Source organism: Bradyrhizobium sp. P5_C11_2 (genome assembly GCF_054049755.1).
Genome location: NZ_JBFULT010000199.1, coordinates 1 through 12,100, shown reverse-complemented (window position 1 = coordinate 12,100; position 12,100 = coordinate 1). Strand labels below are relative to the sequence as shown.

Here is a 12,100-nt window from a genome sequence, read left to right as displayed (position 1 = left end):
CGCGAGCGGTTGCGCAGGATCGAGGTGCGCTCGGAATCCGTATAGGGATAGGCCAGCGCCTCCTCGACACTCGGCAGCGGCAGATACTGGCCGCGGTCGCGGCGCAATCGGTTGAGGTCGAACGAGGTGGCGAGCTTCTCGGCCTCAGCATCAGTGTCAGCGGTGATGACGGCGACGGCGAGGATCGCCTGCGGTCTCGCGCTCCAGGCCGAGGGCTGGAAACGATTGCGGTAGTGCACCATCGCATCGATCGCGTCATGGGACGCGAAGTGATGGGCGAAGGCGAAGCCCATGCCGACTTGCGCGGCCAATTCCGACGAATAGTCGCTGGAGCCAAGCAGCCAGATCGGCGGCAGCTTGGTGTCGTCGGGCATGGCCACGACGTTGTTATACGGATGCCCCGAAGGGAATTCGCGGGTCTCCCACAGGATCAGCTCATGCAGCCGCTCCAGAAAATCGTCGCCCTCGCGGCGGTCGAGCCGGCTTCTGAGCGCGTAGGCCGTGGCGCCGTCGGTGCCGGGCGCGCGGCCGAGGCCGAGATCGATGCGGCCGGGGAACAACGCTTCCAGCATCTTGAAGCGCTCGGCCACCACCAGCGGCGCATGGTTGGGCAGCATCACCCCGCCGGAGCCGACGCGGATATGCTTCGTCACCGCCGCGATCTGCCCAATCATGACGTCGGGCGCCGGGCTCGCGACGGAAGCGAGGTTGTGATGCTCGGCGAGCCAGTAGCGGACATAGCCGAGCCCATCGACATGGCGCGCCAGATCGATGCTGTTGCGCAGCGCCGCGGCGGGTTTCGTGCCTGTGGTGACGACGGAGAGGTCGAGGACTGAGAGCGGAATCATGGCGGCTAAGCTAAAGCACCGCGCGGCCGCGGCAATGGGGCGAGGGAGCAGAGCTGGCGTGAGCTTGCCGCGAAGGGGGTACGCAGGGCCCCGCGCCTGACGTTGGGACGAAGACAGGCGCCTTCAACTCGCTTTCGTGTTGCCCAACGGCACTTCTAATCGACCGGAAGTACAGAAATGGCATAAAATACTGATTTATATAACAATTATCCTCCATCCGCAGTTCCCACAAAATTCGTAATATCCACAATTTCTCGACGATATTATACAATAGTGGGCAATTTCCCATAATCGATGGGCTGTCGGGGCGACCGCCTTTGGCTTATCTTAGGCCGTCTCAGGCTGGACCTGACTGCCGAACGCCGAAGTCTGGCAAGAATCTGGAGTGAGTGGTGCCATGACCGAGTTGACGACGCCTGCGACAGCCGACGGGCAAGACGCGCGCCTCCAAAATGGACAGCTCTCCTCGAAGCGTCCTGCGATCTCCTTCGAGTTCTTTCCGCCCAAGACCGAAGAGATGGAGCGGAATCTCTGGGACACCATCAACCGCCTCGCGCCGCTCGAGCCGAAATTCGTCTCGGTGACCTATGGCGCCGGCGGCTCGACCCGCGAGCGCACCCATTCGACCATCTCGCGGATCCTGAAGGAGACCGCGCTCCTGCCGGCCGCGCATCTGACCTGCGTCGGTGCCTCGCGCGGCGAGATCGACGAGATCGTCGACCGCTATCACGAGGTCGGCGTCCGCCACATCGTGGCCTTGCGCGGTGATCCCGTTGGCGGCATCGGCACGCCCTACTCCAGCCATCCCGACGGCTACCAGAGTTCTGCCGACCTCGTCGCGGGCATCAAGAAGCGGCATGCCGATATCGAGGTGTCGGTCTCGGCCTATCCGGAGAAGCATCCTGAAGCCCGCGACTTCGACGACGATATCGACACGCTGCAAGCAAAAGTCGATGCCGGCGCGACCCGCGCGATCACCCAGGTGTTCTTCGACAACGACCTCTACTTCCGCTATCTTGATCGCGTCCGCGCCCGCGGCATCAACATTCCGATCGTGCCGGGCATCATGCCCATGCACAATTTCAAGCAGGCGAGAGCCTTCGTCACCCGCGCCGGCACCAGCGTGCCGGACTGGCTTGCCGAAAAATTCGAGGGCCTCGATGACGACGCCGAGACCCGCAAGCTGGTGGCGGCCACCGTTGCCGCCGGCCAGGTGCAGAAGCTCGCGAAGCGCGGCGTCGACACCTTCCATTTCTACACCATGAACCGCGCCGATCTCGTGTTCGCGATCAGCCATTTGCTCGGCATTCGCGCCAAGAGCGCGCAGAAGGCGGCCTAGGATCAGATGACCGTACCCACCTCTCCCAAGCGAACTGCCCTGCTCGACGCCGCCCGCGACCGCATCCTCGTGCTCGACGGCGCCATGGGCACGATGATCCAGAACCTCCAGTTCGACGAGGCCGCCTTCCGCGGCGAGCGCTTCAGGGATTTCCACCGTGACCTGCGCGGCAACAACGATCTGTTGATCCTGACCCAGCCGCAGGCGATCGAGGACATCCACGCCGCCTATTTGCGCGCCGGCGCCGACATCGTCGCCACCAACACCTTCTCCACGACCTCGATCGCGCAGGCCGATTATGACCTCGCCGACATCGTCTACGAGATGGCGCGCGAAGGCGCCCGCCTCGCCGGCAATGCGGCCCGGCGCGTCGAGGCCGAGGACGGCAAGCCGCGCTTCGTCGCCGGCGCCCTCGGCCCCACCAACCGCACCGCCTCGATCTCGCCCGACGTGGCCAATCCCGGCTACCGCGCGGTCACCTTCGACGATCTCCGCAAATCCTATGGCGAGCAGATCAACGGCCTGATCGACGGCGGCGTCGACCTGCTGCTGGTCGAGACCATCTTCGACACGCTCAACGCCAAGGCGGCGCTTTATGCGATCGCCGAGATCACGGAACAGCGCGGCATCGACGTGCCCGTGATGGTGTCCGGCACCATCACCGACAAATCCGGCCGTCTTCTCTCCGGACAGATGCCGGAAGCGTTCTGGCATTCGGTGCGGCACGCAAAGCCCGTCACCATCGGCTTCAACTGCGCGCTCGGCGCCGAGGATCTGCGTGCGCACATCGCCGATATCGGCCGCGTCGCCGACACGCTGGTCTGCGCCTATCCCAATGCCGGCCTGCCCAACGAATTCGGCCAGTATGACGAGACACCGGAGTACATGGCCCGCCTGATCGGCGAGTTCGCGCGCGACGGCCTCGTCAACATCGTCGGCGGCTGCTGCGGCACCACGCCGGACCATATCGCCGCGATCGCCGCGGCCGTGGCCCCGCACAAGCCGCGCATCGTGCCGGAGATCGCGCCTCGCTTGAGGCTCTCCGGTCTCGAGCCCTTCATCCTGACGGACGCGATCCCCTTCGTGAACGTCGGCGAGCGCACCAACGTCACGGGTTCTGCCCGCTTCCGCAAGCTGATCACCGCCGGCGACTACACCGCCGCGCTTCAGGTCGCCCGCGACCAGGTCGAGAACGGCGCGCAGATCATCGACGTCAACATGGACGAGGGTCTGCTGGACTCGGAAGCCGCGATGCGGACCTTCCTCAACCTCGTCGCCGCCGAACCCGACATCGCCCGCGTCCCGGTGATGGTCGATTCCTCGAAATTCTCGGTGATCGAGGCCGGCCTGAAATGCGTGCAGGGCAAGCCGGTCGTGAATTCGATCTCGATGAAGGAAGGCGAGGAGAAATTCATCTTTGAGGCGCAGATCGCGCGGCGCCACGGCGCGGCGGTCGTGGTGATGGCGTTCGACGAGGTCGGCCAGGCCGATACGTTCGCGCGCAAGACCGAGATCTGCAAGCGCGCCTACGACATCCTGGTGAACCGCGTCGGCTTCCCGCCGGAAGACATCATCTTCGATCCGAATATCTTTGCGATCGCGACCGGCATCGAGGAGCACAACAATTACGGCGTCGACTTCATCGAGGCGACGCGCTGGATCCGCAAGAACCTGCCGGGCGCGCACATTTCCGGTGGTGTGTCCAACCTGTCGTTCTCGTTCCGCGGCAACGAGCCGGTGCGCGAGGCGATGCACTCGGTGTTCCTGTATCACGCCATCAAGGCTGGCATGGACATGGGCATCGTCAATGCCGGTCAGATGATCGTCTATGACGACATCGACCCTGAATTGCGTCAGGTCTGCGAGGACGTCGTCCTCAACCGCGATCCCGGCGCGTCCGAACGGCTGCTGGCACTCGCGGAAAAATTCCGCGGCAACAAGACCCAGACCAAGGAGGCCGATCTCGCCTGGCGCGAATGGCCGGTGGAGAAGCGGCTGTCGCACTCGCTTGTGCACGGAATTACCGAGTTCATCGAAACCGACACCGAGGAAGCCCGCAAGGCGTCGAAGCGCCCGCTCGACGTGATCGAGGGGCCGCTGATGGCCGGCATGAACGTGGTCGGCGATCTCTTCGGCGACGGCAAGATGTTCTTGCCGCAGGTGGTGAAATCCGCGCGCGTGATGAAGCAGGCGGTGGCCTGGCTGATGCCGTTCATGGAAGAGGAAAAGGCGCGCAATCTCGCCAACGGCATCGGCACCGAGGGCTCCTCGTCCGCCGGCAAGATCGTCCTCGCCACCGTCAAGGGCGACGTCCACGACATCGGCAAGAACATCGTCGGCATCGTGCTCCAGTGTAACAATTTCGAGGTCATCGACCTCGGCGTGATGGTGCCGGCGGCCAAGATCGTCGAGACCGTGAAAGCCGAGAAGGCCGACATCGTTGGTCTCTCCGGCCTGATCACGCCGTCGCTCGACGAGATGGCGTTCTTCGCCGGCGAATTGCAGCGCGAAGGCCTCAAGCTGCCGCTGCTGATCGGCGGCGCCACAACGAGCCGCGTGCATACCGCCGTCAAGATCGACCCGAGCTATCGCGCAGGTCCCGTGGTGCATGTCAATGATGCCAGCCGCGCCGTCGGCGTCGCCTCCTCGTTGCTGAGCCCTGAGAAGCGCGAGGCCTATGCTGCCGACGTGCGCGCCGAATACGCAAAGATCTCGGATGCGCATTTCCGCGCGCAGGCCGACAAGAAGCGGCTGAAGCTGAGTGCCGCCCGCGCCAACCGCGTGCCGGTCGATTTTGCGGCGACCAGGCCGGTGAAGCCGACCTTCCTCGGCATCAAGAGTTTTGGTGATTACGATCTGGCCGAGTTGGTGCCCTATATCGACTGGACGCCGTTCTTCCAGACCTGGGAGCTCGCTGGACGTTTTCCGGCCATCCTAGACGATTCCAAGGTCGGCGAGGTCGCGCGCTCGCTCTACGATGACGCGCGAAAAATGCTCGACCTGATCGTCAAGGAGAAATGGTTCCGGGCGCGCGCGACGGTCGGCTTCTGGCCGGCGAATGCGCAGGGCGACGACATCGTGCTCTATGCCGACGAGAGCCGGACCAAGACGATTGCGACGCTGCACACGCTGCGCCAGCAGCTCGAGAAGCGCGAGGGCCGTTTCAACGCCGCGCTCGCCGACTTCATCGCGCCTGAAGGCACCGGCGTGCCCGACTATGTCGGCGGCTTCGTCGTCACGGCCGGCATCGGCGAGGATGTGGTTGCCGACCGCTTCAAGATGGCGAATGACGACTATTCCTCGATCCTGTGCAAGGCGCTGGCCGACCGCCTCGCCGAGGCCTTCGCCGAGCGCATGCATGCCCGCGTGCGCCGCGAGTTCTGGGCCTATGCGCCGGACGAAACCCTCTCCCCCGACGATCTGATCCTAGAGAAGTACCAGGGCATCCGCCCCGCGCCCGGCTATCCCGCGCAGCCCGATCACACCGAGAAGGCGACGCTGTTCGAGCTGCTCGACGCGGAAGCCACGTCCGGCGTGACGCTGACCGAGAGCTTTGCGATGTGGCCGGGCTCCAGCGTGTCCGGGCTCTATTTCGCGAACCCCGCGAGCTATTATTTCGGCGTCGGCAAGATCGAGCGCGACCAGGTCGAGGACTATGCCGTGCGCAAGGGCATGACGATCGCGGAAACCGAGCGCTGGCTCGCGCCGGTGCTGAACTACATCCCGGCGCAGGCGGCTGCGGCCGACAAGGCCTTCGCGGCGACGCCCGCGAATGACGAGACGTCCAAGGACCTCGCCTCGCATCCGCCCGGCTGCACCTGCGCGGTGCATCTCGTCTGGCAGAAGAAGCGCGCGGGAGCGGGGTAGGCTCTCGGTGTCGTCCTGGCGAAAGCCAGGACCCATACCGCGAGGTCTCTCCGTGGAGATCGATCGCCGTACCGGACGACGAGCCTCCGTCAAACTGCTCCCTGTGGTTATGGGTCCCGGCCTTCGCCGGGACGACAAAAACTGAAAAACAACCCCATGCACAGTAGAGATGGGGTTGAAAGGCTTGAGGAATTTCATGTGTGGTGCGGCGGTTACTCCGTCGGGCAAAACACCTGTAATATTCCATCATCCCCTGCTGCGTCAGTTTTGCACTCCGGCGGATGCGAGTGCTCTCTCACCTCTTCGGCCCACGCGCGGTGCCCATCCTCCCCTGGAGGGGAGGGTAAGAGGCCTCAGCCCTTCGCACGGCTTCGCATGTGCTGCCGCGGCGCCGTGAACGCAACGCGCGCTCGCCGCGACCAATGGCGGGTCCGCCGTCGGGGAGCAGGGAAAATCAGATGCTGAATGCCCATCAATTGATGTGGACGCAGATTGCCGCCGGCATCTCGGTGCTGCTGTTTGGATTGATGCTGTTCAATCTGGTCCGCATGTGGGGCCGGATGCAGGCCGCGCGGAGCTGGGACAAGGTCGAGGGCATCATCACGGTCTCCAGGGTCGATCGGCCGGCGACGCACGCCTCGGACGATCGGAACGATGCCAGGCCCATCATCCGCTATCGCTATCATGTCGGCGGCCAGGAGCTGGAAGGCGACAAGGTCTTTGTCGGCGGCATCGTCATGACGACGGGGGTGCTCGCCGAAAAACTGGCCGGACGATATCCGGTCGGCGCCCATGTCGACGTCCATGTCGATCCGAAGCACCCGACCGAGGCGCTGCTGGAGCCGGCCGCTGCGCAGAACGTCGCGGCCCTCGTGGCGTTCACGATCGTGTTCGGCTTCATTGCCGCCACCTTGACCGCGCATTCGCTCGCGGGTCGCGTGCTCTACGCCGATCATAACGTTCCGCTGTTCGCGTTCGCGCTGCCGATCATCGTGCTCATCGGCGGCGTGTTCTGCGTCGCCGAGTATGTCAGGACGCGCCGGCTTGCGAGCGCCAGCCTGCGCTGGCCGACCGCGGCGGGCAGGATTACCCATTGCGATGTGATCGAGGAGATCATCGAGGAGAGGAGCGATAACGACGACAAGCCGACGACCACCAAGCTCCGGCATCGCTATCAGGTCGACCTGCGCTACGCCTACAGGGTCGGCAAGCGCGACTTCATCGGCACCGAAGTCAGTTGGGGCGGCACCATGATCTCCGGGCTGCGCGAGGTCGCGGAAAAGGCCGCGGCGCAGCATCACCCCGGGCAGAATGTCAAAGTTTATTACGATCCGGACCAGCCGGGACAAGCCGTGCTGGAGCCTGCGAGCCGGGAAGGCGCGCTGGGTCCGCTGATCGGCGCCGCGGTCTGTGCGATCGTCGGCGGCATCTTTCTGACGATCCTGCTCAAGATCGGGTTTGCGTAGCAGTGTAGCGGCGCTTGATGGCTCACCCCTTCGGCGGTGCCAGCGGTTGCGCGATCTCCCTGAACGGCGCCAGCGCCTCGCAGCGCCCGGCGTGGGCCGACAGCGCCGGATAGCGCGCCACATCGAACAATTGCGGATGCGCCTCGCGGGTGAAGCGGACGACGCAGGCCACCGCGATGTCGGCGTGACCGATACGATCGCCCAGCCAGTATGGCGTCGTCACCTTGGCACGCTCAGCCTCAAGCACCCTCAGGACGTCGCCGATCTGCGCCTCGCAGCGCTCGACCCACAGCGCAAGCTGCTCCTTCCGCAGCACGCGCTCGTAGAGCAGGCTGACCGCCTTGTCGCCGAGGCCTGAGGCGAGCGCGCAGATGCGCAAGTGACGCCGCCRCTCGGCGCCGCTGCGCGGCAGCATCGCCTGCTCCGCACCCACGAGCTCGTCGAGATAATCCAGGATGATCGTGCTCTCGATCAAAGCCTCGCCGTCGTCGAGCACCAGCGTCGGCACGCGGCGCAGCGGATTATAGGGCGCGATCTTGTCGGCATCGCCGAAGGTCGACCACGGCCTGTGCTCGAAGGCGAGCCCGTAGAGCCGGAGCGCGATCGCGACACGGCGGACGAAGGGGGAATCGTATTGGCCGATCAGGAACATGGTAACCGCTCATCTCTGGCGTTGGACACGGCAGGGCCGATCAGTTTCCACGGCAAGATCGGCGCGACGCAAGGAGGATCTTGGAAATGGAGCATTGCGCCGGACGCAACGACGCCGGGACAGCGTCTCCCGGATGCGCTATCAAGGCGGCTATCATGACAGCGACAATAGACATCACGCGCGAGCAGATTGCGGCGACCGAGGCGGTGATCCGCCCCCACATCCGGCGCACGCCGCTGCTCGAGGCTAATCTTGCCGATTTCGGCCTGCCGGCTTCGCCGGTCACGTTCAAGCTCGAGATGCTGCAGCATTCAGGATCGTTCAAGGCGCGCGGCGCCTTTGCCAACCTGCTGCTGCGGCGGGTGCCGGAGGCTGGTGTCGTCGCCGCATCCGGCGGCAATCACGGCGCGGCGGTGGCTTATGCCGCGCAGCGGCTCGGCATCCCGGCCACGATCTTCGTGCCTGACATCACCTCGCCGGCCAAGGCCGAGCGGATCAGGGGCTATGGCGCGAAACTCGTGATTGCGGGCAGCCGCTACGCAGATGCGCTCGCGGCGAGCGAAGCCCATGTCGCGCAGACCGGCGCGCTTGCAGTCCATGCCTACGACCAGGTCGAGACCTTGCTCGGCCAGGGCAGCGTCGCCCTGGAGCTGGAGCAGGACGCCCCCGGCATCGACACGCTGCTGGTGGCGGTCGGCGGCGGCGGACTGATCGGCGGCATCGCGGCGTGGAGCGCCGGCAGGACGCGCATCGTGGCAGTCGAGCCGGAGCAATCGCCGACCTTGCACGCCGCCTTCGCGGCGGGCGCGCCGGTCGATGCGCCCGCGGGCGGCATCGCCGCCGACAGCCTCGCGCCGCGACGCGTCGGCGAATTGATGTTTCCGATCGCGCGGACCCATGTCGAGCGGGTCGTCCTGGTCGACGATGATGCCATCCGGCAGGCGCAGGCGGCGTTGTGGTCGAGCCTGCGCCTGGTGGCCGAGCCCGGCGGCGCGGCCGCCTTTGCCGCCTTGCTCTCCGGCCGCTATCGTCCATCGTCCGGCGAGCGGGTCGCGGTGCTGGTTTGCGGCGCCAACACCACGGCGGTGAATTTCGACAGCTAGCGAGCATCGCATGATCGGGTATCGCGGACTCATCCTGACGCTGATCCTGCTTGCGCTTCCCAGCAACGATGTTCGCGCGCAGGACCGCCCGATCGGCTTCCTGACGCCGTCGAAGAACATCGTCTGCCAGTTCTATGCCGATAACGGCCAGGGCGTGCTCCGCTGCGACATCATGAACCTGGAGACGCGCCCGCGCCGGCCGGCGGATTGCGAGCTCGACTACGGCCACGCCTTCGAGATGAGCGCGAAGGGAGCCGCGGGGCGCATCTGCGCCGGCGACACCGTGATGGATGCCTCGCTGCCGGTGCTCGCCTATGGCGAGGTGTGGCAGCGCGCGGGATTTACGTGCCGGTCGGAGCAGACCGGGCTGACGTGCTTCAACGCCATGCAGCACGGGTTTTCGCTGGCGCGGGCGGAGCAGAAGGTGTTTTGAGCATGCTCCGCGCGCTCTTGATCATTTGCATGGTGTCGATCACGATGGGCACCGCATTGGGCCAGAACGACGTGACTGCCGACAAACCTCCCTCGCTCAGTATCCTTGGCGCCTACTCCTTCAGCGCGGACAAGGTTGCCTACGCCCGCGTCATCCGGGAGCTGATCGATTCCCACGATCCGCCCAATTTCAGCGAAGAGGTGAAGGGAGCCACGGTGAACCAGGCGTAGCCCGCATGAGCGTAGCGACATGCGGGACAGACGGCCCCGCATATCGCTTCGCTCATGCGGGCTACAAGGCTGCCGCGCCGTGGCGGACGAGCGGTGCCCAACGGCAACAGCCGGACGTATTCGCGCACCGCCCGCCTCAACTCCACCTTGCCGAACAAAGTGTCGCATGGTTCATTCCGTGGAAGCTTGGGGACGGCAGATGAATCGGCGGTTGGGGGCGGCAGCGGTCGGCGCGGCGCTTGCGACGATCTCGCTGAACGGCGGCGCACTTGCCGCCGATCTGCCGGTGAAGGCACCGCCAAAACCTGCCGACTTCAATCCGTTCTGGGCCGAGGCCGATTATCTCGCCTGGAGCGTGACGGGCGACAAGCTGCCGGCGCTGGTGACGACGAGCCCGGTCGGCACGCCGCTGGGCCTGGCCGGTGTGCTCGGCCAGCCTGCGACGACCGTGCTGTTCGGCAATTCCAGCGTCAACAACGACTGGCGCTCTGGCGGCCGGATCACCGCCGGCTACTGGTTCGATCCGCAGCGCAGAAGCGGCGTCGAGGCGTCGTTCTTCGGGCTGGAGAACCTCTCGACCGGATTTGCGACCGATACCAACGCCAATCCGATCCTGGCACGGCCCTTCACCAACGCGCTGACGGGACTTCCCGACGCATTATTCGCCGGATTTCCGGGGCTCGCCACCGGCAGCGTCAATGCAAGCGAAACCTCGCGCCTGCTCGGCGCCGGCGCGCTCTATCGCTGGGATCTCGGCGCGTGGAGCGGACAGCGCGTCAGCGCGCTGATTGGCTATCGCTATCTGCGGTCGTCCGACACGCTGACGATCTCGGACACCGCGACAATTCCTGCCTTTGGTACCTTCAGTCCCACCGACAATTTCAAGGCGGCGAGCAATTTCCACGGCCTCGATCTCGGCCTCACCGGCGACTGGCGCAATGGCCCGTGGTCGCTGGAGTGGCGCGGCAAGGTCGCGCTCGGCGCCAATCTCAACAGCGCCGACATTTCGGGCTCGACGATTTCGACCGTGGCCGGCGTCACCACGACGGCCCCCGGCGGCTTCCTCGCGCTGTCCAGCAATATCGGCCATTACAACCAGACCCGCTTCGCGGTGGTGCCGGAGCTGTCGTTGAAGGCGGGCTACCAGGTTGCGCCGGGATGGCGGCTGATCGCCGGCTACGACGTGATGTACTGGACCGGCGTGCAGCGCGCCGGCGGGCTGGTCGACACCACCGTCAATCCGAACCTGGTTCCGCCGGCGGCCGGCGGCGGGCCGAACCGGCCCGCGCCGGTGTTCAACACGACGAACCTGCTGGCGCAGGGGTTCAGCTTCGGCGTGCGGTATAATTATTGACGACGTGTAGCCCGGATGGAGCGCAGCGTAATCCGGGATTCTGTCAGCGGGCGAGAAAGTCCCGGATTGCGCTGCGCTCCATCCGGGCTACGGGCGAGCATCACGCGACAATCGGCACATGCCTCGCCGCCGTCCGCGGCACCGTGCCGTCGAGACGCGGATCGTCGGCGATCTCGATCTGGCGGCGGAACGGGCGGAAGCCGGAGCGCTGATAGAACGCAACTGCCGACGGGTGATCGAAGGTACAGGTGTGCACCCAGACGCGGCGCAGCTCGCGCGACCACGCGAGCTCCAGCGCGCGGTTCATCAGGAAGCGCGCGGCGCCAGTTCCGATCAAGCTTGCGGTGACGCCGAAATAGACCAGCTCGCATTGGCCGGCCTCGCGGAAATCCAGCTCGAGCAGGCCTTCATCGCGGCCGTCCACGGCCAGTGCATAGACCTCGACACCCGCTGCGTGGATGATCGCGGCGAGCTCCGTGTCGTTCATCCGCGCCCGCGAAAACCACAGCCATTCCTCGCCGACGCGGCGATGGAGGTCGCGATACCAGTCGGGCGCGGGCGCATCGACCTTGCGCAGGGCCCACGCGCCAAGCGGATCGTCGCGGCGCGCGGGAGGCGCGGTCATCTCCAGATGGGTGACGACGGCGGCGATCTTGCCGGCGGGGACGTCGGAATAGCCGTTGGGGAGGATCATGGCGGTTTCCTGTGGAGCCGAGCGCGAGCCATATATTCTATGTCGTCCCGGCGAAGGCCGGGACCCATGACCACGAAGGTAGATTGCTTGGCGACGCTGGAACGACGAGTCCCG

At 65.6% G+C, this 12,100-nt stretch carries 10 protein-coding genes; 7 read left to right on the top strand and 3 right to left on the bottom strand.

The window, feature by feature from the left end:
- Window positions 1–848: LLM class flavin-dependent oxidoreductase (locus ACXJL8_RS19535; RefSeq protein WP_456685428.1), on the bottom strand; the 848-nt coding region annotated here is incomplete at its 3' end.
- Between the two features lie 397 nt (window positions 849–1,245).
- On the opposite strand from ACXJL8_RS19535, the gene metF reads away from it, so the two are divergent.
- From metF to ACXJL8_RS19520, 3 genes are all read left to right on the top strand, one after another.
- Window positions 1,246–2,187, top strand: coding sequence for a methylenetetrahydrofolate reductase [NAD(P)H] (metF, locus tag ACXJL8_RS19530; RefSeq protein WP_456621772.1), 942 nt, complete (start codon window positions 1,246–1,248; stop codon window positions 2,185–2,187).
- A 6-nt stretch (window positions 2,188–2,193) separates the two neighbouring features.
- Window positions 2,194–6,054, top strand: a complete 3,861-nt coding sequence (gene metH / locus ACXJL8_RS19525) for a methionine synthase (protein WP_456621773.1) — start codon at window positions 2,194–2,196, stop codon at window positions 6,052–6,054.
- A gap of 458 nt (window positions 6,055–6,512) precedes the next feature.
- Window positions 6,513–7,520: a DUF3592 domain-containing protein gene (locus tag ACXJL8_RS19520; RefSeq protein WP_456621774.1), complete on the top strand. Its 1,008-nt coding sequence runs from the start codon at window positions 6,513–6,515 to the stop codon at window positions 7,518–7,520.
- A 22-nt stretch (window positions 7,521–7,542) separates the two neighbouring features.
- On the opposite strand, the gene ACXJL8_RS19515 is transcribed toward ACXJL8_RS19520, so the two are convergent.
- A complete protein-coding gene (locus ACXJL8_RS19515) occupies window positions 7,543–8,172 on the bottom strand; it encodes a glutathione S-transferase family protein (RefSeq protein ID WP_456685427.1) in 630 nt (209 codons plus the stop codon).
- 155 nt (window positions 8,173–8,327) lie between these two features.
- On the opposite strand from ACXJL8_RS19515, the gene ACXJL8_RS19510 reads away from it, so the two are divergent.
- The 4 genes from ACXJL8_RS19510 to ACXJL8_RS19495 all read left to right on the top strand — a co-directional run bounded on the left by ACXJL8_RS19510 (window position 8,328) and on the right by ACXJL8_RS19495 (window position 11,292).
- Window positions 8,328–9,275: a threonine/serine dehydratase gene (locus ACXJL8_RS19510; RefSeq protein WP_456621776.1), complete on the top strand. Its 948-nt coding sequence runs from the start codon at window positions 8,328–8,330 to the stop codon at window positions 9,273–9,275.
- 10 nt (window positions 9,276–9,285) lie between these two features.
- Window positions 9,286–9,708 (top strand): DUF6636 domain-containing protein, encoded by a 423-nt coding sequence (locus ACXJL8_RS19505; protein WP_456621777.1) that lies wholly within the window; start codon window positions 9,286–9,288, stop codon window positions 9,706–9,708.
- 2 nt (window positions 9,709–9,710) lie between these two features.
- Window positions 9,711–9,938 (top strand): hypothetical protein, encoded by a 228-nt coding sequence (locus ACXJL8_RS19500; protein WP_456621778.1) that lies wholly within the window; start codon window positions 9,711–9,713, stop codon window positions 9,936–9,938.
- Between the two features lie 199 nt (window positions 9,939–10,137).
- Window positions 10,138–11,292: a BBP7 family outer membrane beta-barrel protein gene (locus ACXJL8_RS19495; protein ID WP_456621779.1), complete on the top strand. Its 1,155-nt coding sequence runs from the start codon at window positions 10,138–10,140 to the stop codon at window positions 11,290–11,292.
- A gap of 100 nt (window positions 11,293–11,392) precedes the next feature.
- Here the strand turns inward: ACXJL8_RS19495 and ACXJL8_RS19490 are convergent, their stop codons facing one another.
- A complete protein-coding gene (locus ACXJL8_RS19490; RefSeq protein ID WP_456621780.1) occupies window positions 11,393–11,986 on the bottom strand; it encodes a GNAT family N-acetyltransferase in 594 nt (197 codons plus the stop codon).
- Window positions 11,987–12,100: the final 114 nt, after the last annotated feature.

What these genes read in the sequence shown, in the direction of transcription:
- metF (WP_456621772.1), top strand. Translation starts at nt 1,246, where the DNA reads ATGACCGAGTTGACGACGCCTGCGACAGCCGACGGGCAAGACGCGCGC.
- metH (WP_456621773.1), top strand. Translation starts at nt 2,194, where the DNA reads ATGACCGTACCCACCTCTCCCAAGCGAACTGCCCTGCTCGACGCCGCC.
- ACXJL8_RS19520 (WP_456621774.1), top strand. Translation starts at nt 6,513, where the DNA reads ATGCTGAATGCCCATCAATTGATGTGGACGCAGATTGCCGCCGGCATC.
- ACXJL8_RS19510 (WP_456621776.1), top strand. Translation starts at nt 8,328, where the DNA reads ATGACAGCGACAATAGACATCACGCGCGAGCAGATTGCGGCGACCGAG.
- ACXJL8_RS19505 (WP_456621777.1), top strand. Translation starts at nt 9,286, where the DNA reads ATGATCGGGTATCGCGGACTCATCCTGACGCTGATCCTGCTTGCGCTT.
- ACXJL8_RS19500 (WP_456621778.1), top strand. Translation starts at nt 9,711, where the DNA reads ATGCTCCGCGCGCTCTTGATCATTTGCATGGTGTCGATCACGATGGGC.
- ACXJL8_RS19495 (WP_456621779.1), top strand. Translation starts at nt 10,138, where the DNA reads ATGAATCGGCGGTTGGGGGCGGCAGCGGTCGGCGCGGCGCTTGCGACG.
- ACXJL8_RS19490 (WP_456621780.1), bottom strand. Translation starts at nt 11,986, where the DNA reads ATGATCCTCCCCAACGGCTATTCCGACGTCCCCGCCGGCAAGATCGCC.